Origin of the sequence: Plasticicumulans lactativorans (genome assembly GCF_004341245.1) — a bacterium.
Classification (GTDB): Bacteria; Pseudomonadota; Gammaproteobacteria; order Competibacterales; family Competibacteraceae; genus Plasticicumulans_A; species Plasticicumulans_A lactativorans.
Window position 1 is genome coordinate 3416 of the sequence record NZ_SLWY01000022.1, and the last position, 23607, is coordinate 27022.

At 75.4% G+C, this 23607-nt stretch carries 15 protein-coding genes and 1 CRISPR repeat array; all 15 genes read right to left on the reverse strand.

The features are described from left to right. Nucleotides 1-54 precede the first annotated feature (54 nt). A CRISPR array of direct repeats spans nucleotides 55-1115; the repeat unit is 37 nt; unit sequence GCTTCAATGAGGCCGCGGCAATTAGCCGCGGATGAGG. Nucleotides 1116-1317: 202 nt separating this feature from the next. The 15 genes from cas2 to EV699_RS17020 all read right to left on the reverse strand — a co-directional run bounded on the left by cas2 (nucleotide 1318) and on the right by EV699_RS17020 (nucleotide 23575). Beyond that, entirely contained in the window at nucleotides 1318-1617 is a 300-nt protein-coding gene (gene cas2 / locus EV699_RS16950; protein ID WP_132544990.1) for a CRISPR-associated endonuclease Cas2, read from the reverse strand. Nucleotides 1618-1622: 5 nt separating this feature from the next. Next, a complete protein-coding gene (gene cas4g/cas1g / locus EV699_RS16955; protein ID WP_132544992.1) occupies nucleotides 1623-3320 on the reverse strand; it encodes a CRISPR-associated endonuclease Cas4g/Cas1g in 1698 nt (565 codons plus the stop codon). A 146-nt stretch (nucleotides 3321-3466) separates the two neighbouring features. Next, a complete protein-coding gene (locus EV699_RS16960; protein WP_132544994.1) occupies nucleotides 3467-4477 on the reverse strand; it encodes a type I-G CRISPR-associated protein, Cas3-extension family in 1011 nt (336 codons plus the stop codon). 58 nt (nucleotides 4478-4535) lie between these two features. Then, the gene (cas3g, locus tag EV699_RS16965; RefSeq protein ID WP_132544996.1) at nucleotides 4536-7580 is read right to left on the reverse strand and encodes a type I-G CRISPR-associated helicase/endonuclease Cas3g; all 3045 of its coding nucleotides are present in this window, start codon (nucleotides 7578-7580) and stop codon (nucleotides 4536-4538) included. After that, on the reverse strand, nucleotides 7577-9070 hold the full coding sequence (gene csb2, locus EV699_RS16970) for a type I-G CRISPR-associated protein Csb2 (RefSeq protein WP_132544998.1): 1494 nt from the start codon (nucleotides 9068-9070) through the stop codon (nucleotides 7577-7579). Before csb2 ends, cas3g begins: the two co-directional genes overlap by 4 nt. A 6-nt stretch (nucleotides 9071-9076) precedes the next feature. Beyond that, nucleotides 9077-10348 (reverse strand): type I-G CRISPR-associated RAMP protein Csb1/Cas7g, encoded by a 1272-nt coding sequence (gene cas7g / locus EV699_RS16975; RefSeq protein WP_132545000.1) that lies wholly within the window; start codon nucleotides 10346-10348, stop codon nucleotides 9077-9079. A 742-nt stretch (nucleotides 10349-11090) separates the two neighbouring features. Then, nucleotides 11091-11477, reverse strand: a complete 387-nt coding sequence (locus EV699_RS16980; protein WP_132545003.1) for an HIRAN domain-containing protein — start codon at nucleotides 11475-11477, stop codon at nucleotides 11091-11093. A gap of 241 nt (nucleotides 11478-11718) precedes the next feature. After that, a complete protein-coding gene (locus tag EV699_RS16985; RefSeq protein ID WP_165904188.1) occupies nucleotides 11719-12042 on the reverse strand; it encodes a DUF1127 domain-containing protein in 324 nt (107 codons plus the stop codon). A gap of 272 nt (nucleotides 12043-12314) precedes the next feature. Continuing rightward, complete coding sequence (locus EV699_RS16990) at nucleotides 12315-13283, reverse strand: helix-turn-helix transcriptional regulator (RefSeq protein WP_132545007.1); 969 nt, start codon at nucleotides 13281-13283, stop codon at nucleotides 12315-12317. 72 nt (nucleotides 13284-13355) lie between these two features. Next, nucleotides 13356-16121, reverse strand: a complete 2766-nt coding sequence (locus EV699_RS16995; protein WP_132545009.1) for a DUF349 domain-containing protein — start codon at nucleotides 16119-16121, stop codon at nucleotides 13356-13358. A gap of 99 nt (nucleotides 16122-16220) precedes the next feature. Further along, complete coding sequence (locus tag EV699_RS17000) at nucleotides 16221-17801, reverse strand: diguanylate cyclase domain-containing protein (RefSeq protein WP_132545011.1); 1581 nt, start codon at nucleotides 17799-17801, stop codon at nucleotides 16221-16223. A 57-nt stretch (nucleotides 17802-17858) separates the two neighbouring features. Then, nucleotides 17859-19286, reverse strand: a complete 1428-nt coding sequence (locus tag EV699_RS17005; RefSeq protein WP_132545013.1) for a dihydrolipoyl dehydrogenase family protein — start codon at nucleotides 19284-19286, stop codon at nucleotides 17859-17861. After that, complete coding sequence (locus EV699_RS17010; RefSeq protein WP_132545015.1) at nucleotides 19286-20017, reverse strand: TVP38/TMEM64 family protein; 732 nt, start codon at nucleotides 20015-20017, stop codon at nucleotides 19286-19288. The genes EV699_RS17005 and EV699_RS17010 overlap by 1 nt, the downstream gene beginning before the upstream one ends. Next, on the reverse strand, nucleotides 20014-20823 hold the full coding sequence (locus tag EV699_RS17015; protein WP_132545017.1) for a sterol desaturase family protein: 810 nt from the start codon (nucleotides 20821-20823) through the stop codon (nucleotides 20014-20016). The genes EV699_RS17010 and EV699_RS17015 overlap by 4 nt, the downstream gene beginning before the upstream one ends. A gap of 40 nt (nucleotides 20824-20863) precedes the next feature. Further along, complete coding sequence (locus EV699_RS17020; protein WP_132545019.1) at nucleotides 20864-23575, reverse strand: DUF2339 domain-containing protein; 2712 nt, start codon at nucleotides 23573-23575, stop codon at nucleotides 20864-20866. Nucleotides 23576-23607 lie beyond the last annotated feature (32 nt).

The following is a 23607-nucleotide window of genomic DNA, read 5'->3' on the forward strand; positions in this document are numbered from 1 at the left end:
AATTAGCCGCGGATGAGGGCGGATGCTGCCGATTCGCGCGCCGGATTTGTCCGAGCTTCAATGAGGCCGCGGCAATTAGCCGCGGATGAGGGGCTCGTATCCTGCGAGTAATGCGTTCGACAATGAGCTTCAATGAGGCCGCGGCAATTAGCCGCGGATGAGGAGGCGCTGCGCGAGGCGCTCGACACGACCGCGTTCAGGCTTCAATGAGGCCGCGGCAATTAGCCGCGGATGAGGGACATGACCACCACGCCCCTCCTCTGGTCAGTCGCAGGCTTCAATGAGGCCGCGGCAATTAGCCGCGGATGAGGCGATGGCCCGCATGCAGGCCGTGCTCTGGGACCGCATGCTTCAATGAGGCCGCGGCAATTAGCCGCGGATGAGGTCCAGCCGCAGAACACCGAGAGCGTGATCCACAAAATGCTTCAATGAGGCCGCGGCAATTAGCCGCGGATGAGGGTCGTGGCGCCGCGGCGGCTGATCATCGTCCCGCCAGGCTTCAATGAGGCCGCGGCAATTAGCCGCGGATGAGGCCAGCCGCAGAACACCGAGAGCGTGATCCACAAAATGCTTCAATGAGGCCGCGGCAATTAGCCGCGGATGAGGGCGACGCCGCAGACCTATACCGAAATCGGTGAGGTGCTTCAATGAGGCCGCGGCAATTAGCCGCGGATGAGGCCAAGCGACGGCGCGCCGAGTGGGTCGCCTCGGAGCGCTTCAATGAGGCCGCGGCAATTAGCCGCGGATGAGGGAGCCTGTAAGGTCTGCACCGCCGAGCGATCCGCGGCTTCAATGAGGCCGCGGCAATTAGCCGCGGATGAGGGAGCCTGTAAGGTCTGCACCGCCGAGCGATCCGCGGCTTCAATGAGGCCGCGGCAATTAGCCGCGGATGAGGCGCGCCGAGGCCGCGCGGCTGATCGACGCCGCCCGGGCTTCAATGAGGCCGCGGCAATTAGCCGCGGATGAGGTCCACGACGGCTTCGGCGCCTGGCGCGCCGGCACGGGCTTCAATGAGGCCGCGGCAATTAGCCGCGGATGAGGGCTTCAGCTTCAAGTACTGCGCCGGCGCCGAGTTGAAGCTTCAATGAGGCCGCGGCAATTAGCCGCGGATGAGGATACCGCTCGAAATGTCGTTGTGCGGCGCCGACTTGCAGGGGCCTTTGCGAGCGCTGCGGGCAGGGGCGGACTCCTGCAGTGCGCGCCGCTCCGGGTTGGCATGCCGGACCGACGCAAGGTCCTGATTGTCAATGAGCTTGGCGCTTGCGAGCGCTGCCCGGGGTGGTGCCGGCAGTGGAGCGCTCGCGCGGCCGGCGGCGGTCACAGGATGACGGGGCCGCGTTCCGGCGGTTCATAGGACTGACCGAGGCTGATCACCCGCGGTGCAATGGCGTCGGCCGGGCCCATGTCCATCAGGATCACGTGATCGTGGCCGTGCAGGATCAGGTTGTCCAGCAACTGCACCAGCTCCGCATGCCGCACCCGCGTCAGGCGGCACTGGAAGACGGATAGCTGCACCCAGTCGCCGAACCCCTTCATCAGCCGGAACACGCGCCGCCAGCGGCGGCTGTCGCGAATGTCGTAGACCACCACGTACAGATGCTCGTGCGCGCCTGGCATGGGCCTCACCGCGTCGTGAAGTTGGGGTAGTCCGGCAATTCGCCGAGCAGGTGGCGGCCGAGCAGCCGCGCCTGGACTTCCAGCAGCCGCCGGTAGGCGATGCGATAGCCGAACAGCGGATGCGTCACCTCGTGCGACAGGCGCCGCTCGAACGCCGCGATCAGCGCCTTGCGCGCTTCGGGCTGCAGCGCCACGCCGCCGCCGGCGCGGACGAAATCGCGCGGGCGGATCTCGCCGTTGTTCACCACCTGCAGCACCACCGAATCGGCGATCAGCGGCCGGAACGGCTCCATCACGTCGAGCGCCAGCGCCGGCCGGCCGTAGCGCGGCTGGTGATAGAAGCCGCGGTAGGCGTCGAAGCCGACCGCCGACAGCGTCACCGTCAGCGCCCGCGTCAGCAGCGCGTAGGCGAACGACAGCAGCGCGTTCACCGGGTCGGCGGGCGGGCGCCGGTTACGGGTGCGGAAGTCGAACGCGAAGCCGTTCGCGTCCGCCGTGCCGGCGCGCAGCAACTGCCCGAAGGCGCCGAAGTAGCGCGCCGCCGCCGCACCCTCGATGCCGAGCAGGCTGTCGATCGCCACGGCGTTGCGTGCCGCCTCGATGTCGCGCTTCAACGCCTCCAGCAGCGGCGGCGGTGCGCTGCCGTCCTTCCAGTTACGCCGCAGCAGGGTGCGGCCGTTGGCGATCTTCGCCGCGACCAGCGCGCGCGCCAGCGCCAGGCAGTGGCGCGGGTCGAAGCTCGCGCGGTACTGGGCCGTGCGCAGCTCGACGTTGCGGTGCCCGGTGCCGACGGTGTGGCCGAGGAACCAGCCGCCGTGGCTGTGCCAGCTCACCGGGATGCCGCGCGCCATCAGCTCGTGCAGCGCCGGCGTGCTCAGGCTCGCGTTGCCGAGCAGCACCACCTGCGAGACGTCGATCAGCCGCACGCTGCGCGCCGCCTCGCGCTCGATCGCCACCGTCAGCGTCTCGCCGTCGCGGCCGATGCGTGCGAACGGCGCCTGCACCACCAGCGGCAGCGCGGTGTCGGCCGCCACCGCGAGCGGGCGCGGCGGCAGCGCCCCGTCGCGCAGCTGCCGGGTTTCGTCCGGCAGGCAGATGCCGACCAGCGCGCAGCGCGGGCATTTCGGGCTGTCCTCCAGCGGCGGCGGCAGGGTGCCGGCGGCGGCCAGCGCGCGCAGGCCGGCGACCGCGTCGCGCGCCTGTTCGAGCAGCGCGTCGTCCAGCGGCACCGTCACGCGCTCGCGGCTGGCGGCGTAGTAGAGGACGCCCTCGCGGCAGTCGAAGCCGCGTTCACGCAGCAGCAGGCCCTGCAGCGCGAGTTGCACGCGTTCCGGGGCATGGGGGCCGCGGGCGCTGTGCGGGCGCCGACCGCGCTTGTAGTCGACCGGCGTCGCGCACGTGCCTTCGGCCTCGATGAGGTCGAGCTTGGCGATCACGCCGAGCGCCGCCGAGGTCAGCGTCACCGAGCGGGCATGGATGCGCTCGCCATCGGCGAGCGGCGTTTCCGGCAGCACGCCGCCGGGCCGGTCGACGTTGCGGTGGACGTGGCGGCCGTCGACGGTTTCGGCCGAATCGCTCCACTCCTGCTGCACCCACATCAGGTAGGCGAGCCGCGGGCAATAGACGTACTCGTTGACCATGCGCGCCGGCAGCGGCGGCACGGCGGCGAACGCGGGGTCGGGGGTGCAGTCCTCGGTGTCCATCGCGGGTCCTCCGAACGTGGGTGCAGGGGATCGCCGCTCATGCCACCGGCCCTCCCCCGTCGGCCATGCTTACAGTTGCTCTCCCCGTGGGAGAGGAGTTGGGGTGCGGGCTCCTGCCCCACGCACCCCCGACCGACGGCTGCCGCTCAGAACACCAGCGCCGCCGCCGGCAGGGGGCGCCGTTCGCCCTCACCGGGCGGGACCAGGCGGGCCGGGCGGAACACCGCGTAGCCCTGACCGAACTCGTGGCGCAGCGACTCGAACACGGCGCTGACGCCACGCGCCTGCAAGCGCGCGATCGCCGCCCCGTCGCCGACCAGCTCCGGCGTCGCAAGCAGCGCCGCGACGCCGTCGACGCCGAGCGGCGCCGTCCACAGTGGCCAGCGGAAGCGCCGCGCCGCGCCGCGCAGCTCGGGCACGAAGGCCGTCGTCTGCAGGCGCCGGCCGCGCGGCAGTGACGGCAGCAGCGGCAGCGCCCAGTGCGCCAGCCACACCGCGAAGCGCACGCTCTTGTTGGCGTTGTCCACGGTCGGGGCGAGCGGGCGCAGCGCGTGCAGGCGCTCGGCGTCGGGGTCCCAGCCGAGAGCGTGCTCGGCGTCGGGGTAGGTCCACGGCCCGAACAGCGCCTCGCGCGCCGCGTCGAGCAGCGCCGCGGGCGTCTGTCGGCCTTTCCTGCGCCCGTCCGCCAACAGCGAGGCCGCCAGCTCCCTGAGCAGCGCCACGAACTGCTGCTGGCCCGAGGTCATGTGCAGGCGCGTCGGTGTCAACCGGCCCTGGGTGTCGGCGATCGCATCGCAGCCGCAAGCGGCGTCGAAGTCCGCGGCGAGGCGGTCGTCGACACCGGCGGCCGACACGTCGGCGCGGCAGCGTGCGCGGAAATCGGCGACCGGCATGCGCAGCGTCGGGGCGCCGGCAAGGTGCGGCCAGCCGGCGCCGGTGGCGTGGGCGTCGAGCAGCAGCCGGCACAGATCGTCGGCGGCGAGCGGTGCCGGCGGCGTCAGCACGGCGATCCAGTCGTCTTCGAGTTCCCAGTGCAGGCGTGCGCCGCGCAGCGCGGGAATCCCGGCGCTCCAGCGCAGCAGGCCGAAGGCGGCGAGCGCGGCGATCGGGCGGCTGCCGATCAGGCCGGTCAGGGGCAGTTCGGGGGTCGCGGACATGGCAGGACTCCAGGTCGGGGGCTGACGGTCGGGGGTGACAGGCGACGGAAAGACACCCTCACCCCTGCCCCTCTCCCAGTGGGAGAGGGATTGCGGCGGCGGCCCCTGCCTGTTCGGCGGCGGAACGGTGGTGGTCGGCGAGCCGCAGCAGCGCTTCGAGGTAGGCGAGCCCCCACCAGCCGTAGCGGCGCTGCAGGCGTGCGAACAGCTCCGGCCAGCCGGCCTCCAGGCGCTCCAGCCGGTGCGCGCCGCGCAGGTGCAGGTGCTGGCCGAGCGCCTCGAAGCGCGCGTCGAGCCGCTCGGCGCCGGCGTCGTCGACCACCGGCAGGAACGGCCGGCCGCGGCCGTGGTGGGTGCCGACGAGGTACTCGACCAGCTCGGCGTCGTGCGCCCCGGCCAGCAGCGCGGGGTGCGCGCGCAGCAACTGCACCGAGGTGCACTCGTGGCGCGCCCCGCGCGGGTAGCCGGCGCGATCGCGGGCGGCGGCGGCGGCGCGGCGGTCGCTCGCGTCCATGCCCTGCGCCAGCCCCGACTTGGCGAGCAGCGGCGCCCGCCGCGCCGCGCGCGCATCGCCGCCGTACAGCCAGGCCTGGAAGCGCGGGTCGGCCTTGCCGAGGTCGTGCAGGTCGCCGGCGCGGCCGAGGTCGTCGACCAGCGCCGGTGCCAGCCCGAGCGCGGCGGCGAAGGCGCGGGCCTGGGCGCCGACGCCGCGGCAGTGGTCATCGAGCCCGACCGGCACGGTCAGCGAGGCGTCGTCGCCGTCGTCGGCGGCGACCACGGCGGGGCGGCGCTCGACCAGCATGCGGCCGTGGCCGTAGACGAGCAGCCGCGCGCCGTTCGCCTCCAGCGCGTCGAGCCGCGCACGGACCGCGTCCGGCAGGCCATCGAGCGCGCCGAGTCCCTGCAGCAGCGCGTGCGCCGACGGCGGTGCGTCGGCGTCGTCGAAGACTTCGGCGAGCACCCGGAGGGCGGCCGCGACGGCGTCGGCGGCCCCGGAGTGCGCGACCGCCCACTGCGCCACGCAGGCCGTACCGAGCCGCAGCACGGTGCGCTGGCGCGCCTGCGCGTACGCGGCCTCGGCGAGGTCCGGCACCGGCGCCCGCGTCGCCGGGTTCCACGCCCAGCCGGCCTCCCGGTCGAGCCCGCCCCACGTCGTCGGCACCACCAGCGTGTCGCCCGGGCGCAGTTCGCGCGGCGCCACCGCCCGGCTGTCGGTACCGGCCCAGCGCAGCACCCGGCGGCCGCCGCGGTCGTCGCCGCGTCGCCCGGCGGGCTCGCGCGCGCCTTCGACATCGCCGTCGTCCCCGGCCCCGTCGCCGCGCCCAGCGAGCCAGTCGCGCACCGTCCATAGCGGCAGCGACAGCGCCTCCAGCGACGCCGGCGGCAGCGCACCGACCGCGGCGAGCGCGGCTTCGAGTGCACCGTCGTCGTCCTCGCCATCCGCCCCCAGCTCGGGCAGGTCGGCGCGCCAGACGAGCTGCACCTCGGCCGGTGCCGTGTCCGGCCCGTGCAGCCACAGCGCCGGCTCCGGCGACAGCGCCGGCGCCGGGCTGGTCTGCGCCAACCGGTCGACGTGCGCCGGCAGCAGCACCGGCGCCTGCGGCCGCGGGCTCAGGCAGCCGGGCGGGGCGCCACCGGCCGGCAGCCGCGCGGCCAGCGCGTCGCTGCCGAAGTCGACCGTCGGCTCGGGCTTCGGTTGCCCGCGACGCTTCGCCGGCGCCTCGGCGATGCTTGCAAGCCATTTCCACGTCGCCGCGATCGCCCCGCCGTAAACCGGATCGTCGTCCTTCGCATCGCGCACGTGGACGATCGCCGCCGGCGCCGCCGCGTCCCGCGCACCGAGCCGGTTCAGGCGGCCGAAGCGCTGGCGCAGCGCATCGAGCGGCGCCGACTGCGTGACCAGGGCGTCGAAGTCGAGATCGGCACCGACCTCCACGGTCTGCGTCGCCACCACGTACAGCGGTCGGGGGTTGTCGCCGTCCGCGCGGCCGGCGCGCAGGCGCGGCAGGTGCTGTGCGACCAGCACGTCGCGGTCGAGCGGGCGCATGCGGCCGATCAGCAGCAGCGCGTCGGCCTCGGCGTCCTGGCGCAGTTCGGCGTGCACGGCGCGGGCGGTGGCGATGCGGTTGACGACCACGCCGACCACCGGCGCGCACCGCTCGGCCGGCGTGAACAGGTCGGTCACCACCGGCGCCGGCTCGCAGTCACGGCGCAGCGCACGGGCGCAGTCGGCGAGCCGGGCGACGAGCTGCGCGGCGTCGGCATCGAGCAGGCGTGCGGGCTTGGCCGCCCGCAGCCGCCGGGCGAGCTCCTCGCACGCCCGGTCCTCCACGCCGAGGCGCAGCGCGCCGTCGATCGGCGCCTGCGTGGCGCTCAGCGGCACCGCCTGCAGCGGACGCAGCGGCGGCGTCTCGCGCCAGCGCGCACCGCCGTAGTCGGCGACCGCCCGCAGCGTGTCGAGGAAGGGCGCGGACAGGTGCGCCTCGTCGAGCAGGATCAGCGTGTCCTCGCCGAGCAGGCCGGCGTGCAGCGGGTGCGCGTACTCGCTCAGGCCGTAGCCGCGGAACAGGAGCCGCGAGCCGATCTGGTCGACGGTGGCGAGGATCAGCAGCGGCTGCACCGGCGACTCGGCCCAGGCGTTCTCGCGCGGGATGCCGCCGCGCAGGCAGGCCACGCCGAGCGGTGCACCGCCGTCGCCGGCCGTGCCACCGGCGAGTGCGCGCAGGCGCTCGGCGACCGCGCGCAGCACCGGCGCGGCGGTGGCGTCGCGTTCGGCGGCGGCGAGCTTGTCGGCGATCCTCAGCGCCCGCTCGCGGGCACCGTCGACCACCAGTCGCCGGTCCACCACCAGCGCGATGCGCAGCCGCGCCCGGCGTTCGGCCGGCGCCCGGGCGGCATCGAGCGCGAGGTGGAACAGCGCGGCGTCGAGCACCGCGGTCTTGCCCGCCGCGGTCGGCAGATCGAGCGCCGCCGGCCACCCGCCGCCGGCGGCGAGGCGGCGCACCAGCGTGACCTGCCACGGGAACGGCGCGCAGCCGTGGACGGCCGCGAAGTAGGCGGGAAAGTCCTCCGCCGCCAGCGCCGGGAGATCGGGCGATGTCATGTGCGCCCCCTGTCGTCGAACGGCCGCATCAGCCCCAGGCCGAAGTGGCGCCCGGCACCGAGCACCAGCGGCCCGGCGACCGGCGCGGCGAAGGTCACCACCACGTGCGCGACGAACTGCCCGTGCCAGCGCGCCCCCGCCGACCCCTGTCGGAACGCCGCCGCCGGCGCCGCACCACGCAGCCGGCTCAGCGGTCCGTGGGCGACCGCCACCGGCGCCGGCAGGCCGAGGTCGGCGCAGTGGCGCGCGAGCAGCGCCAGTGCGTCGCGCTTCGGGTTGCCCGGCCGCGGGTGGTGGCCGAACACCACCGGCGTCGCCGAGGCCCACACCCGCGCCGGCCGGCTCCAGGTCTGCGGCTGCAGCGTGCGCGCGGCCTGCGCCGCGGTGGCGGCGCTCAGGCGCTCCAGGGCCCAGACGCCGAAGCGGCCGAGCGTCAGCGGCGCCCCGGCGAGCGCGGCGAGGACGTCATCGACGGCCTCATGCCCGGCCGCCTCGAGCAGTGCCGGCACCAGCACGGCGACGCCGAGCGGCGCGCCGTCGGCATGCTCGTCGCCGACTCGCGGCAGCGGCACCACTGCGAGATGCGCCTGGCGCGTGGCGCTGCCGTCGGCTTCATGCCCGCTGATCACCGTCGGCACCGGCTGCGGGGCGAGGCGCAGCAGGTTGTTGCGCACCGCCTGCGCCAGCACCGGCACGCCGGGCGCCGGCAGCGGCGGCCCCTCGGCACGGCGGTAGATCGCGCCGATGCGGTAGAGCCCCTGCGGCGGCTCGGCCTCGACTTCGCGCACGGGCGCATACGCCTGCATCCGCCCCGGCGGCGGCTCGATGCGCCGGCCGCAGCGCACCCCGGCGGCGAAGCAGGCTTCGAGGCGCGCGAGCCGCCCGGGGCCGGGCACGCGCAGCGCCAGCTCGCCGCTCGCGGCCGGCTGCAGCGTCGGCGCGGGAATGGCGTCGGCGGCGAGCAGCCGCGCCCGCACCGGGCTCGCCGAGTGGCCGAGGTAGCCGAGTTCGCGGGCGAGGCGGTCGAGCGCAGGCGCGTGCTCGGTGCAGGCCGCGGCATCCGCGGTCCAGATGAAGGCGACACGCGGCTCATCCGGAGCGAACGCCGGGAAACTGCGTTCAGCACGCTTGCGCGGCAGCCGCAGCCCCTCGGCGACGAAGGCGCGCGGCGTGTTGCGCACATCGGCGACCTCGGCAGCGCTCGGGTTCACCGGCACCCAGGTGCTCAGCGCGCTGCGCGCCCCCGCGCGGCCGGCCTCGGCGGCACGCGCCGGCGCCACGCTCAGCGCCGGCGGCGGCAGGGTCTCCAGCCAGGCCAGCGCGGCGCGGCCGGCGGCGTGCTCGGCCGGGTCGAGTTCGGCCTCGTGCAGCGTCGCCAGCAGCGCCGAGAACAGCCGCGCCGGGTGTGGCGGCCATTCCGGCGCGGCGCGGTCGCTGCGTGCCGTCGCCAGCACGCGGCCCAGCAGGTAGTCGATTTCGAGCGCAAGCATCGCCGCTCACTCCGCGCTCTCGGCCCCGGTCGCGGCGCGACTGCGCCGCACCAGTTCGAGCAGCTTCGGCTCGGGCTCCAGCACCACCGGCGCCTGCGGCCATTCCAGCCCGTGCCCGGCCGCCGCCGCGACCGCCGCCGCAAGCAGCGCGCAGGCGGCGTCGGCATCGAGGCGCAGCGCCGTGGCGCTGCCGTCGGCGGCGATCAGTTCGTAGCCGGCGGCGCCCTCCGGGATCAGCAGGCAGCGCGAGCGCAGGTCGTAGCCCTGCTCCCGCTGCAGCGCGAGCGCGGCGAGCGCCAGCGCGGCGAGCACGCTGCGCGCCGCCTCGTTGCGCGCGGCGTCCGCGCTGCCGTCGGGGCGCGGAAAGCGCAGCCGCCGCAGCCCCGGCAGCGACAGCACCGCGCAGAGCTCGGCGTAATCGACGGTGACGCCACCGCGCACCGGCTCACCGACAGCGACGGTCAGGTAAGCCTTGTCGGCGGTATGAAACGACGGCGGAACCGAGGAGTGGTTGATCGCCGAGGGCTTGCCCGCCTCGGCAGCGGCCCCGTCCTTGCGCCGGAAAAGCACCGCTTCTCCGGACTTGTCCTTGTCCGCCTCGTTCGGAAACGCCGTCCAGTCGGTACCTCCGTGCGCCGCGTAGACCACCGCTGCCTTGTTGGTTTCGAGGGGATCGCGCCGGCTCTTGGTCAACACGCCGGGGACGGCCCCGAAACCGACGATCTCGCTCGCGATGCAACGCTGGAACTTCGTGCCGAGTCCGGCTCCTTGTGCGAGCGCCGTCGAATCCCACATGCCGAACACCAGCGCCGTCGGGCACCAGCGGTACAGGCCGCCGGCGTCGCGGATCGTCGCCTCGATGAAGGCGCGGCCGACCACCGAGTCGCGGAACGGCACGCCGTCGAGCGTGGCGTCGCGGAAGATCGCGTCGGCGATGCGGTGCGGCGCCTCCAGCGTGCTGACGGCACCGATGTCGGGAAACCCGGCGAAACGCGCCTCGACCAGCGGCAGCGCGAGGCGCCCCGCGCGCAGCGCGTCGAGCAGCGCGAGTTCCATGCGGTTGGCTTGCGACTGCACCGAGTCGAGCAGCACGCAGCGCAGCTCCTGGCCGGCGACGCGGCGCGTCTCCCACGCGTACTGCCCGCCCTCGTGCGTCGGCGGAAACACCTTGCTGCCGGGGCCGCCGGCCGGCGCGAGGCGCTGACGCAGGCGGATCGCCGCGCCGCCGCGCACGGCCTGCCGCAGGGTTTCGAGGGTCGGGGACACGTCGCTGGTCATGGTAGGGCTCCTGCGTCGACAGCGTTCGAACGGTGGTGCACGCCGGGCGACTGACGCCCACCCGGCGCGGCTACGGGGGGATGCTGGCAGGCGACAGGATCAAAACCTGCACCTTTGCGCGGCCGGCCCAGAGAAAAAGCAGCGGCCCGCCGCCGCCCAGAATTCGCAATGAGGCCGGGGCTTTAGAGGCCCCGGAGATGTGCCGGTGAAGTCCATATCTAACGCTCCAGTCCATGCTTCAATGAGGCCGCGACACGAAGCCGCGGAACACCACAACGCCAACAGCCGGGTGAACGCAGAGACCCTTCGGCTCGGCCAGCGACGCTGCCAGCCTTGGAGATCGGCAGGGATTTCTCCCTGCCACACACCTCAGCGGGAACCTCCACCGGAAACGGTTCGAGGATTGCAGTCACACACGCTGACTATGCGTCTGGCCCGCAACCGGACGGACGGCCGTATGGCGATGCAACGTCGACGTCGACGCCTACGCGGTTTGGCGGGATGCCATGTGCCCATACGTTCACCTCTATCGAGCGAGGAGCCTTGCCGCGCGTGAGTCGGACCGCCATGCTTGGCGCGCCCAATCCCTGTCCGGAGGCGGCAAGGCTGGATTTCCGCCGCGATCGCGGCGGGGCCACAACGCGGAGCCGTTGGCGCGGCTCCGCGTTATTTGACTCTACGTCGAGCACATACAGAAATCAATGTTGATGGAATTGAGAGTTAGAAGGCTCAGAAGTGACCATCACCCCCACCACTCGACCGCGAGGCGCAGGCGCTGCCACGGGTTGCCGCGCGGGCGCAGCGTGACGACGTAGGCGCTCAGGCGTTCGCCGCGGTCGAGCCGTTCAGCGACGGTGCGGTTGTCCGGGCGCGGCAGGTAGCCGATCCGGTGATGCCCGAACCACACGGCGACGGCGTGGTGGTCGTGCGGGTGTGCGGCCTCGCGCAGCAGGCGCAGTTCGCTGCCGATGCCGAGCAGCGGCCAGACGTGCTCACCGGCGTGGTGGGCGAAGCCGGCGAGCGGGACCTGCAGCAGCAGGCGTGCGTGAGCGGCAGCGGTGCACGGCGGGCGGCACGGCGCGTCGGCGGGCGTGGCGGGGCGGACGGACGGGGAAAGGCAGGCGGTCATCGGGCGGCTCCAGCAGATGCGATGGGGCCAGCCTGACAGGCGATCGGATCAGAACCTGCACCTGTCGCGCGCGACCCGGGTGCCGGGCAACGGGCGATGGAAGCGGTGGGGGACGGGTGCTGCGGGGTGCTCCGGCGTCACGCGCGGCGGCGTGCGGGGCAAAAAAAGAGCGCGTCCCGAAGGACGCGCTCGGCGTCTGGCGTTGGCAGAGGCCGCGGGCGGATTCGACCGGCCCGCATGCTCAGACGCGCCAGAACGGCTTGTTGGCTTCGCTGAGGGCCTCGTCGCGGGTCAGCCCCATGTCGAGCAGCTCGCGGTCGCTGGAGCGGCGCAGTTCCTCGCGCTCGGCGCTGCGGCGGCCCCACTCGGCGAACTGGTCGCGCAGGCCGGCACCGATGATCGCCAGCAGCGAGGGACCGCCGACGCGCGCCGGGGTGTGCGTGAAGTAGCCCTTCAGGCGGGCCAGGATGGCATCGGTGCTTTCCGCGGGAGCGTCGGCGTAGCCGGGAACGTTGAGGACGCGGCCCGTGGCGGGGTCGAACTGGACGAGACGAAGAGCGGCCATGGTGATCTCCTGAACAAAGTCGTGAGGTTCATCGGTTGAACCCGCCGTGCCGGGTGGCTGTCGTGGCGGCTTCGTTGGATGCATTTTCTCTCTGTAGTAAAACTACATCAAACGACTTTTGTTCACTGCAACATAAAGCAGGATTTGAATGAGGAACATACCCGGTGCAGCCCGTCCGCGGCCTCCCCGTGGGCACGGCCGCCCCCCTGCGTGCACCCCATCACCTGGCGCAAGTCCGCATTCCAGCTGGCGCTGGCGGGGATCGGCGGGGTTCAGTCGGGGTCGTGCGCGGCCAGCGCGGCGCGCAGCCGCGTCTTGTAGTGGGCGCGTAGTTCGGGCGGCGCCACCACCTCGACTTCGGGGGCGTGGCGCAGCACGTCCATCAGCAGTTCGGTGGGGTCGGCGTAGGGCACGCGCAGCTCGTAGCGGCCGTCGAGCAGCCACTGGCCGTACTGGCGCGGGTGCCACTGCTCGTCGGCGACCCAGCGCGCGCGGTGGGCGCTGAAGCGCAGCACCGCGGTGTGCGCGGCCGGGCCGGTGAAGATGCCGTAGGCCTCGCCGAGGTGGCGCTGCAGCAGTTCGGCCGGCACCTCCTGCGCGTCGGTCTCGCGCAGGCGCGCGTCGCGCACGCGGTCGACGGCGAAGCGGCGCAGCGCGTCGCGGCGGTGGCACCAGGCGTCGAGGTACCAGTTGTCGCGGTAGTACGCCAGGCGCTGCGGCGACACCTCGCGCAGGCTGTCGGCGTCGCGGCCGCGGGCGTGGTAGGCGAAGTGCACGCGGCGGCGCGCCACCACCGCCTGTGCCAGCACGCCGAGGGTCGCCGGGCGCACCCGCCGCTGCCCCTGCGGCAGCAGGCTCAGGCGCGCGAGCCCGCGGTGGCCGCCGGGCAGCAGCCGCACCAGGCCGTCGATGCGGTCACGCACCGGCGCCAGCGCACGGCCGAGCAGCTCCGGGTTGATCTGTTCGAGCAACTGGTGCAGCAGCGCCAGCGCCTGCAGTTCATCGGCGCTGAACCACAGCCCCGGCAGCTCGAAGCGGTTGCGCTCGTCGCGCGCGTAGCGGTAGCCGTGGCCGCGAACGTTTTCGAGCGGCGCGCCGAAGTGGTCGCGCAGCTTGCCGATCGCACGCTTGACCGTCGCCTCGGAGGTTTCGAGCGCCACGGCGAGGTCGCGCACGCCCACCGGCACGCGCCGGCCGCTGAGTTCGCGGTGCAGCGCGACGATGTTGTCGTAGGTGGCCATGGCGCGCTGCGTCCTCCCGGGTGGCGGCCGGGGCGGCGCGGCCCGCCCCGGCATGCACGCGACCGCCGCCGCTCAGGCGCGACCGAGCACCAGCAGCGCGGTGGCGAAGCGGGTGTCGAGCTCCGCGTCGCGCGGCGCCGGCGTGCAGTACCACTCGATGATGATCACCGCCGCCGCGTCGACCTCGCGCTCGCCGCGGCCGAAGGCGTCGGGAAGCTGGTTCACGCGGAATTCGAGCAGGGTCCGCGCCTGCTCGGGCGGCAGCTCGAAGCCGGCGAGGTGTTCGAGGCGCAGGCACAGCAGCCGGCGCGTGTCCGCCCCGGCGGCACGGGTGGCGGCGAGCGCGGCGAGCGCGGCGTCGTCGTGCGCGGCGAGCGCGCGTTCGAGGCGCACCTGCAGGCGGCGTTCGAGCGCCGGCGGCAGCATCGCGAAGCCCGCCCAGTCGGCGCGGATCTCCTCGACCAGCGGGGCGTCGATCGGCGCACCGGCGAGCGCGAGCTCCTCGGCGCGCGCGCACAGCGCGGCCTTCTCGGCGAGCTCGCGCACGGCGCGGCGGTCGCGGGCGCGCTCGGCCGCCTCGACCGCGGCGGCGAAGGCCGCGCGTGCGGCCTCGAAGCGGGCGTCGAGCGCCGCCGCCTCGCCGCGCGGCACCGGCCCGAGGTGCTCCCAGCCGGTGACCAGCTCGGCGGCGCGCAGGCGTGCGGCGAGCACCGCGTCGGGCGGCGACAGGCCCGCCAGCTCCTCCAGCTCGGCGCAGGCGGCGAGGCGCGCGCCGAGGTTGTCGCGGCGCTCGGCCTCGACGCTATCGCGCTCCGCCTCGCGCCGCGCAAAGATCGCGTCGCAGACGGCGCGAAAGCGCAGCCACAGCGCCTGCTCGGCGTCGCGCGGCAACTGCACGGTCGGCGCCCAGGTCGCCTGCGCCTGCTTGGCGGCGGCGATCGCGGCGCGCAGCTCGGTGGTCTCACCGGTGTGGCGTTCGAGCTCCTCGATCAGCCGCTCGCGGCGCGAGCGCTCGCGCGCGCGCTCGGCGTCGAGGCGCCGGCCGATGGCGTCCTGCGCCTGGCGGAAGCGGCGTTCGAGCGCCTTGTGGCTGGCGCGCGGCGCCGGCCCCAGGGTGCGCCAGGCACGCACGGCCTCGCGCACCACCCGCTCCAGTGCGCGCCAGTCGGGAGCGCTCCAGTCGGTGTCGCGGGCGCAGGCTTCGAGCTGCTCGCACAGATCGTTGCGCGCCCCGAGGCTCGCCCGGCGAGCCTCGGCGGCCGCCTGGAAGTGCTCGCGGCAGGGCGCGTAGGCGGCTTCGCAGGTGGTGTTGAAGCGGTCCCACAGCGCCCGCGCCGACGGCGCGCCCTCGTGGTCGAGGTGCTTCCAGGCCTCGCGCAGCGCCTGCACGCGGCGCGCGATCTCGGCCGGTTCGAGGGCGCTGCCGACCAGCGCGGCGGCGGACTCACACAGGTGCTCGCGCGCCTGGCTGCCGCCCCAGCGCTGCCAGCCGCGCAGTTGCGCGAGGCGCGCGGTGCCGGCCTGCAGGCGCCGCTGCAGCGCGGCGTCGGGGCGGGGGCCGTCGGCGGCGGCGGCGTGGATCTGGTCGGCGAGCGCGCCGGCCTCGCGCAACTCGCCGGCGTCGAGCGCGCGTTCGAACGCGGCGACCCGCTCGGCGAGCGCGCTGCCCGCGGCCTGGGCATCGTCGTGCTGCCGTGCCTGGCGCTCGCGGGCGCGGCCGAGCGCGGCCTCGAAGCGCTGCTGCAGCGCCTCGCGCAGCGGCGCCGGCAGGCCCGCCGGCGCCTGCTCCCAGGCCGCGCGCAGGCGCTCCAGGTCGGCGCGGCGAGGCGCGGCGAGGCCGTCGAGCTCGCGCAGCAGCGCCTCGCGCGCGGCGGCCCCGGCGTGCTCGCCGGCGCGGCGTTGCGCCGCCGCGCGCAGCTCCGCCAGGCGTTCGCCGAAGCTGCCGCCGCCGGGGCGGCCGGCGGCCTCCCAGTCGGCCGCCAGCGCATCGAGCGTGGCCACGTCGGCGCCGCCGTCGGCGCAGGCGGCGAGGCGCTGCGCCAGGCGCTGGGCGCCGAGCAGCCGGGCGTTGTGCTCGCGCAGGCGGGCGTCGACCTGTACGCGCGCCGCCTGGTAGCGCGCGGCGTGCGCGGCGGTGTCGCCGGCCGCCGCCCAGTCGCGTTCGAGCTGCAGGAAGCGCGCGGCGGCGGCGGCGTCGATCGTCTCCTGCGCGGCGAGCTGCGCCATCGCCTCGCACAGCGCCTGCACGCGGGCATGCGCGGCGGCGGCACTGGCGTGGCCGGCGAGGCGTTCGCGGGCGATGCGGTGCACGCGCTTGTCGCGGCCGCGGCTGTCGCGCAGCACGCGCTCCAGCGCTGCCGGCTCGTGCAGGCGCTCGACCGCGGCCAGGCGCACCTCGGCCGAGGGGTCGGCGATGGCGATCTCGACCAGCCGCTCGCCCGCCTGCACGCGGGCGAGCGCGGCGAGGCGCAGCGCCACCTCGGCACCTTCGCTGGCGAGCGGCACGAACAGCTCTTCGGGCAGGCGCGGGTCGGCGAGCACGGCCAGGCGCTGGTCGAGCGCGAGCGCGGCGTCGCCGCGCCCGGCCAGCACCTGGCGCAGGCGCAGCAGCACGATCTCGCGCACCGTGGCATTGGTTTCGGCGGCCAGCCGGTCGAGCAGCACCGCCGGCGCGCCGATGCGTTCGAGCGCGGCGCGGCGCACGCCGGCGTCGGCATCGGCGACGAGTTCGAGCAGGTGCGGGTCGTCGGTCGCCAGGCCGCGCGCCGCCTGCTGGCGCACACGCGGATCGCGATGGCGCCAGGACGGCGTACGCCGGAACAGTCGCTTGAGGATCATGCGCGGGCTCACCCGGTCTGTGCGAAAAGGGTGCGGATTGATAGCACACGCCCGCCGAAAAGGCTCTGGCGGCATCGCCGGCCGCGCCGCCCGCCGGCCTCAGGTGCCGGACGCGGCCAGGCTCCAGGTCGCCTTGCCGGCCTGCTTGGCGGCGTACATCGCGGCGTCGGCGGCGGCGAGCAGGCCGGCGACGTCGCTGCCGTGCTCGGGGCAGAGCGCGACGCCGATGCTCGCCGACACCGTCGCCGTGGTGTCGGCGCAGGGCACCGGGCGCGCCAGCGCGGCGAGGCACTTGCGCGCGACCCAGGCGGCATCCTCGGTCGAATCGACGTCGCCGAGCACGGCGATGAACTCGTCGCCGCCCAGGCGCGCGGCGAGGTCGGAGCGGCGCAGCGTGTCGCGCAGGCGCTGCGCGACGTGGCGCAGCAGTTCGTCGCCGGCGGCGTGGCCGAGCGTGTCGTTGACCGTCTTGAAGCCGTCGAGGTCGATCAGCAGCACCGCCAGCCGCCGCCCGCCCGCCACCGCCTCGCCGATCTCGGTCTCCAGGCGCTCGAACAGCCGGCGGCGGTTGGCGAGCCCGGTCAGGGTGTCGTGCGAGGCGGCGTGGACGAGCTGCTGGTGGTCGAGCGCGAGCGTGTCGAGCATGTCGTTGACCGCCTCGCCGAGGCGCCCGAGCTCGTCGCGGCCGGCGCTCGGCAGGCGGTGGGTGCGCACGTCCTGGGTGCCGCGGATGCGCCGGATCACCGCGTCGAAGGCGGCGATGCGGCGCAGCACCTGGCGTTCGAGCACCCACAGCAGCAGCAGCACGCAGAGCCCGCCGGCGAGCAGCAGGCTGCGGCGCAGGCTGGATTCGGCGGCGGCGGCCTGCTCGCGCAGGTCGGTGATCGGCGCCGTGCGCAGCACCGCGGCGGTACCGCCGCGCAGGTCGGCGAGGGCGAGCAGGCCGTACGGCGGCGCCTCGCCGTCGCCGGCCTCGACGATGCCATCGGGCGGGAGCGCCGTCGTCGGCGCCTCGGGGGCGAAGGCGAGCCCGACGCGGGCCAGCTCGGCGAGGGTGGCGAGGCCGGCGACGTCGAGCTCGCGGGCCACCAGCAGCGTGCCGCGCGCCGGGCCGGTGTGCAGGCTGGTGGTGACCGGCCGCGCCGCGACCAGCAGCAGGCGCGTGCCGGCGCGCACCACGCCGCGCACCGGCAGCGTCGCGCCGGCGTGCAGCGCCGGCAGTTGCAGCAGCGCGTCGACCTCCGCCGCGTCGGCCGGCGCCAGCGGCTCGACCAGCCGCAGCGCGGGCCGGCCCGGCACCGGCGCCGGCAGCGACCCCGGCGCGCCGCGCTCGCGCAGCGCGACCACCGGCCGCCCGGCGGCGTCGACGAACAGCATCAGGTCGATGCTGATCGAGCCCAGCGCGCCGCCGGCCAGGTTGCGGTCGAGGAAGCCCTGCTGCGGCTCGCGCATGAAGGCGTAGGTCTCGTCCCAGGCCGACCAGTCGAGCGCCACCGCGTCGAGCCCGGCCAGCTCGTAGTCGAGCATGCGCCGCACGCCTTCGAGGTGCAGATGCAGTTGCGCGCGCTCGAAGCGGCGGTAACCCTCGGCGAGCTGCTGCGAGGCGAAGCCGTAGAGCCCGGCGAGCAGGGTGCCGAGCAGCAGGCCGGTGGTGAGCAGGATGCGCGGGCGCAGGTTCATGCGGGACGACGGCGGTGGCGGCGGGCGAACCCCAGTATCGGCGAAAGCGCCGGTTTGTCAGCCGAGCCGCGCGAGCCAGCGCACCAGCCGCCGCATCCGCGGCCCGAACAGCGTGGCGGCATAGAAGCTGCCGGCGACGCGCGGGTTGACCTCGGCGAGCGTCGGGTAGGGCACGGTGAGCCCGGCGAGCGCGCCGACCTTGAGCCCGCGCGCCAGCGCCAGGCACCACGGCTGGATCAGCTCGCCGGCGTGGCGGCCGACGATGGCGGCCCCGAGCAGGCGCCCGCGCGGCGTCGCCACCACCTTGACCAGGCCCGCGGTCGCCGCCTCGGCGCGGGCGCGGTCGTTGTCGGCGAACGCCCAGGTGAGCACGCGCACCGCGCCGTGGCGCGCGCGCGCGGCGGCTTCGTCGAGGCCGACGCGGGCGAGTTCGGGGTCGGTGTAGGTGGCCCAGGGCACGGCGCGGTAGTCGACCTTCGCCGGCAGGCGGAACAGCGCGTTGCGGATCACGATGCCGGCGTGGTAGCCGGCGACGTGGGTGAACGGGTAGCTGCCGACGACGTCGCCGATCGCGAACACGCGCCGGTTGCTGGTGCGCAGCCGTGCATCGACCGCGATGCCGCCGGCGCCGGTGGTGATGCCGGCGGCCTCCAGGCCGAGGTCCTCGACGTTCGGCAGGCGCCCGACGGCGACCAGCAGGTGCGAGCCGGTGAGCGTGCTGGTGGCGCCGGCGGCATCGCGCAGTTCGAGCACGAGCGCGCCGGCGGCACCGCCGACGCGCTCGACGCGGCAGCCCTCGCGCACGTCGACGCCTTCGGCGCGCAGCCGCGCCAGCACCACCGCGGCGAGCTGCGGATCCTCCTTCGGCAGCAGGCGGGTGCGCGCGAGCAGCGTCACCGCCGCGCCGAGGCGGCGGAAGGCCTGCGCCAGCTCGGCACCGACCGGGCCGCCGCCGAGCACCAGCAGGTGCGCCGGGCACGCCGGCAGCGCGAACACGCTCTCGTTGGTCAGGTACGGCCGCTCGGCGAGCCCCGGCAGCGGCGGCAGCGCCGGGCGCGAGCCGGTGGCGATGACGAAGCGCCGCGCCCGCACGCTCAGATCGCCGGCGACCAGCGTGTCGGGCGCGGTGAAGCGCGCGTGCGCGCGGATCACCCGGCAGCCGAGCGCGGTGAAGCGCTCCTCGGAGTCGTGCGGGGCGATCGCCGCGATCACCCCGTCCACGTGCGCACGCACGCGCGCGAAGTCGACGTGCGGCGCGCCGGCATCGACGCCGAAGCGCGGCGCGTCGCGCACCGCCTGCGCGGCGGCGGCGGCGGCGAGCAGCGACTTCGACGGCACGCAGCCGTGATTGAGGCAGTCGCCGCCCATCAGCGCGCGCTCGATCAGTACCGTGCGCGCGCCGAGCTGCGCCGCACCGGCCGCCACCGAGAGCCCGCCCGAGCCGGCGCCGATCACGCAGAGGTCGGCGTCCACGGTGTGCGTCATCACGACTCCCCTCCCCGGCCGTGCCGGGGGTCTGCGGCGCGCTGCGCCTTCCAGCGCCGGTAGAACACCGGCAGCAGCGCCAGCAGCGCCAGCCCGAGCAGCGGCAGCAGCACCGGCGGCGAGAAGACCAGCGCCAGGTCGGGGCGCCGGCCGGCGGCGAGCAGCGCGCCGAGGCCGTTGCCGGCGCTGGCGTAGACGAAGGTGCCGGGCAGGATGCCGAAGAAGGTGGTGAACACGTAGTCGCGCAGCCGCACGCCGAGGAAGGCCGGAACCAGGTTGACGACGAAGAACGGGAACAGCGGCACCAGCCGCAGCACGAACAGGTAGGCGATGGCGTCGGCGTGAAAGCCCGCCTCGAAGCGCGCGAGCCAGGGCACCGCGCGCCGCCGCAGGCTGTCGCCGAGCGCGCTGCGCGCGGCCAGGAACACCGCGGTGGCGCCGACGGTGGCGCCGAACACGGTCCACGCGGTGCCGGCGAGCACGCCGAACAGGAAGCCGCCGGCGAGCGTCATCACCGCGCCGCCCGGCAGCGAGAACGCCACCACGACGACGTACAGCGCGCAGTAGGCGAGCCCGGCGCGCCAGCCGTGCGCCGCCACCCAGGCGACCAGCGCCGCGCGGTTGTCGCGCAGCGCCTCGAAGCTCAGGTAGCGCCCGAGATCGAAGGCGAAGAACGCGAGCAGGCCGGCGCCGAGCAGCGCCGCCGGCAGCCAGCGCCGCAGCGCGCTCACCGCGCCCCCCGCGGCAGCGCGGCGAAGGGCTGCGCGAGCAGCGCGGGCAGGCGCTGCGCGGCGGCGTCGCGGAAGGCGTCGAGGCCGATGCGCATGCCGGCGTGGCCATCGCGCGGCTGCGCACGGTAGGTGCCGAACAGGCGGTCCCACAGCGCCAGCGCGTTGCCGTAGTTGCTGTCGGTCTCGTCGCGGTACGGCGAGTGGTGCACGCGGTGCATGTCGGGGGTGACGACGACGCGCCGCAGCGCGCGGTCGAGCGCCGCCGGCAGGCGCACGTTGCCGTGGTTGAACAGTGCCAGCGCGTTCAGCAGCACCTCGTAGACCAGCACCGCGAGCGGCGCCGGGCCGAGCGCGGCGATGAGCGCGAGCTTCCACAGCATCGACACGACGATCTCCAGCGGGTGGAAGCGCAGCGCGGTGCCGGCATCGAACGCGGTATCGCTGTGGTGCAGGCGGTGCAGGCGCCAGAACCAGGCCCAGCGGTGGCTGGCGACGTGCTGCGCGTACAGCGCGAGGTCGAAGGCGAGCAGTGTCAGGCCGAAGGCGAGCGGCGCCGGCAGCGCCAGGCGCGGCAGCAGCCCCCCGCCGTGCGCCTGCACGAGGGCGGCGAGCGCGACCGTGCCGAGCGGCAGCAGCAGCCGCACCGCCAGCGCGCCGAGCGCGGCGAGCGCGAGGTGGCGCACCCAGCGCCGCGCCGCGCCGGGCGGGCGGCGCGGGGCATGGCGCTCCCACGCCGCCATCAGCAGCAGCACGCCGAGGCTGGCGGCGAGACGCAACGCGGCTTCGTGGTCGAGCAGGCTCTGCATGGGACACCTCGCGATGCGGGCCGATACGCCGCCGCGGCGCTCACGGATGCGCGCCGCGCCCGTCGTCGTCGCCCGCCGCCGCGGCGCGCGGCGGCACCGGCGCGAACCAGCCGACCAGCAGCAGCAGCGCGCCGACGGCGAGGAAGGCGACGATGCGTTCGAGCGTGTCGCGCCCGGAAAGATCGACCGCGAACAGCTTCAGCACCACCGCGCCGAGCAGGCCGGCGCCGGCGAGCCATGCCGCGCGCCGTGCCCGGCGTGCGGCGACGAGCATCAGCGCGACGCCGGCGAGCGCCCAGGCCACCGCCACCGCGGCCTGCGCGAGGCGCGACTGCCACAGCGCGCCGGCGTCATACGCCACCCCGGCGTAGTGGTGCACCGCACGCAGCAGCGTCGCGTTGCCGCTGATGAATGCGAGCGCCGCGAGCGCGTGGCCGAGCCACGGCCGCAGCGGCGCCGGGCAAGGGACGGCGCCCTCGACGACCGCGCGGCGCCAGACCGCGAGCGCGGCCAGCATGGCGAGCACGGCGAGTTCGAGCGGGTTCAGGAGCGGCAGCCAGGGCAGCGGCGGCGCCGCGGCGGGGTTCGGCAGGCTCGCCAGCCACCACAGCACGAGCGCGACCGGCAGCGGCGCGAGGCCGATGCCGCGGTAGGCCGGTGCGTGCGCGGCGAACGGCCAGCGCGTGCCGCGGTAAGCCGCGAGCGCCGCGGTGACCGCGGCGAGCCAGGCACCGAGGCTCGCCAGCGGCCAGGCCGCGGCGAGCCCGGCGGTCTCGCCGACCTGGTAGGGCAGCTCGGCGCCGAACAGCGCGACCACCAGCCACAGCCCGCCCGCGTGCAGCCAGGCGAGCCGCGGCGGCGGCGCGGCGTCGAGGCGGCGCAGCGCCAGGACGTAGGCGGCGAGCGCGAGCGGCCAGCCGAGCGCACCGCCACGCGCCAGCGGGTGCGCGGCGTCGAACGTGAGCCACGCGAGGGTGGCCGCGAGCAGCGGCAGGTGCAGCCACAGCGGCGCGAGCAGCGCATGCCAGCGCAGCCGGCCATGCAGCGCGCTCGCGAGCCCCACGCCGAGCGCGAGGAAGCCCGGCCACCACGCCGCGCCCTGCGCGAGCGGCGCAAGCAGCAGGCCCTCGCGCGCGCCGGCGGCAAACCACCAGGCGAGGCCCCAGGCGAGCGCCGCGGGCATCAGCGCCACCGGCGCGTGGCGCGGCCGCGCGCGCCACAGCCAGCAGGCGCTGGCGACGCCGGCGACGGCGAGCAGGCCGTCGCTGAGCGTGGGCTGGTCGAAGAACGGCAGGCTGCTCGTGTGCAGTGATGAACGCAGCCATTCGTCGAGGCGCAGCACCCCGGCGCCGGCCTGCACCAGCAGGCCGAAGGCCCACACCGGCCAGCGCTGCTGCCGCGCCCCCACCCACACCAGCGCCGCGCCTTCGAGCGCCCACAGCGGCGCCGAACTGCCGCTGTCGAGACCGAGCGGGATCGCCACGGTAGCGAAGGCCACGGCGAGCGCGAGGTAGCACTCGGCGAGCAGGCCGAGGCCGGGGCGGCGGCGCAGCCCGGCCTGCAGCAGCGCGTAGAACGCGCCGATCGCGAGCGCGCTCCAGGCCATGCCGTCGTCGACGTGGGCGACCAGCGCCGCCTGCAGCGGGAAGGCCACCACCGGCACGCCGAACACCAGCGTGCCGTCGACCCAGCCGAGCCGCGCCGGCGGCTGGCGCAGCGCGTAGAGCACCGCGACCGCGGTGTAGAGCCCGAAGAAGGCGACCAGGAAGGGCTCGGTCGAGGCCAGAAGCTCGGGCCGGTAGCGCAGCCCGCCCCACAGCGCGCCGATGACGAAGGTGAAGGCGAAGCCGACCAGGTTGAGCCCGCGCCAGGCGCGGAACCACGCCACCGCGAGGATGCCGAGGTCGAGCACCAGGTAGTAGCCGAACAGCACCACGTGGTCGCCCGCCCCGGTCGACACCAGCACCGGCGCGAGGAAGCCGCCGACCGCGGCGAGCAGCACCAGCGCCTGCGCGTTCTGCACCACGCCGAGCGCGCCGGCCGCCGCGGTGCAGGCGACCAGCACGACGAAGGTCGGGCCGGCGTCGAGCAGGCCGTAGAACTGCATCGCCGCGAACAGCGTCAGATAGACGATGCCGATGCCGCCGCCCTGCAGGCTCAGCGCGTAGGCCGGACGCCGCGTGCGCAGCCGCCAGCCGAGCCCGAGCAGCGCGAGGCCGCCCGCCGCCACCCCGGCAAGCCGCCAGGCGATCGACAACTGCGTGTGCTCGGCGACGTAGCGCAGCAGGAAGGCGACGCCGAAGAACAGCACCAGCAGCCCCACCCGCACCAGCGCGTTGCCGCCGCTGAGCCAGCCCCAGGCGATGCCGACGAGGCGCTCGGCCGGCCCCGGCCCGGCAGGCGCTGCCGCGGCGCCCTGCCACGGATCGGCCACCGCCGCGGCCGGCATCGCCGCGGGCGCAGGTGCGGGTGCGGGCTCGGCGGCGGCCGCCGTCGCGACCGTCGGCGCGGCGTCGGGCAGGGATGCGGGCGGCGGCGCGGCATCGGCCGCGGCCGGTGTCGGGGCGGCGCGCGGCGTCGGTGCGGACGCCGCCAGCCGGCGTTCGAGGGCGCCGAGCCGCGCGCGCAGGTCGAGGTGCACCCCGAGCAGCGCGCCCAGCAGCGCCCCGAGCAGCGGCGCGCCTTCGGCGTCGCCGACGCCGAGGCCGACGACCACCAGCAGCGCCGTCAGCAGCCAGTAACCGAAGCCCATCCGCCGCGCGCTCCCCGTCGCCCCGCCGTGCC

What these genes read in the sequence shown, in the direction of transcription:
- cas2 (WP_132544990.1), bottom strand. Translation starts at nt 1,617, where the DNA reads ATGCCAGGCGCGCACGAGCATCTGTACGTGGTGGTCTACGACATTCGC.
- cas4g/cas1g (WP_132544992.1), bottom strand. Translation starts at nt 3,320, where the DNA reads ATGGACACCGAGGACTGCACCCCCGACCCCGCGTTCGCCGCCGTGCCG.
- EV699_RS16960 (WP_132544994.1), bottom strand. Translation starts at nt 4,477, where the DNA reads ATGTCCGCGACCCCCGAACTGCCCCTGACCGGCCTGATCGGCAGCCGC.
- cas3g (WP_132544996.1), bottom strand. Translation starts at nt 7,580, where the DNA reads ATGACATCGCCCGATCTCCCGGCGCTGGCGGCGGAGGACTTTCCCGCC.
- csb2 (WP_132544998.1), bottom strand. Translation starts at nt 9,070, where the DNA reads ATGCTTGCGCTCGAAATCGACTACCTGCTGGGCCGCGTGCTGGCGACG.
- cas7g (WP_132545000.1), bottom strand. Translation starts at nt 10,348, where the DNA reads ATGACCAGCGACGTGTCCCCGACCCTCGAAACCCTGCGGCAGGCCGTG.
- EV699_RS16980 (WP_132545003.1), bottom strand. Translation starts at nt 11,477, where the DNA reads ATGACCGCCTGCCTTTCCCCGTCCGTCCGCCCCGCCACGCCCGCCGAC.
- EV699_RS16985 (WP_165904188.1), bottom strand. Translation starts at nt 12,042, where the DNA reads ATGGCCGCTCTTCGTCTCGTCCAGTTCGACCCCGCCACGGGCCGCGTC.
- EV699_RS16990 (WP_132545007.1), bottom strand. Translation starts at nt 13,283, where the DNA reads ATGGCCACCTACGACAACATCGTCGCGCTGCACCGCGAACTCAGCGGC.
- EV699_RS16995 (WP_132545009.1), bottom strand. Translation starts at nt 16,121, where the DNA reads ATGATCCTCAAGCGACTGTTCCGGCGTACGCCGTCCTGGCGCCATCGC.
- EV699_RS17000 (WP_132545011.1), bottom strand. Translation starts at nt 17,801, where the DNA reads ATGAACCTGCGCCCGCGCATCCTGCTCACCACCGGCCTGCTGCTCGGC.
- EV699_RS17005 (WP_132545013.1), bottom strand. Translation starts at nt 19,286, where the DNA reads ATGACGCACACCGTGGACGCCGACCTCTGCGTGATCGGCGCCGGCTCG.
- EV699_RS17015 (WP_132545017.1), bottom strand. Translation starts at nt 20,823, where the DNA reads ATGCAGAGCCTGCTCGACCACGAAGCCGCGTTGCGTCTCGCCGCCAGC.
- EV699_RS17020 (WP_132545019.1), bottom strand. Translation starts at nt 23,575, where the DNA reads ATGGGCTTCGGTTACTGGCTGCTGACGGCGCTGCTGGTGGTCGTCGGC.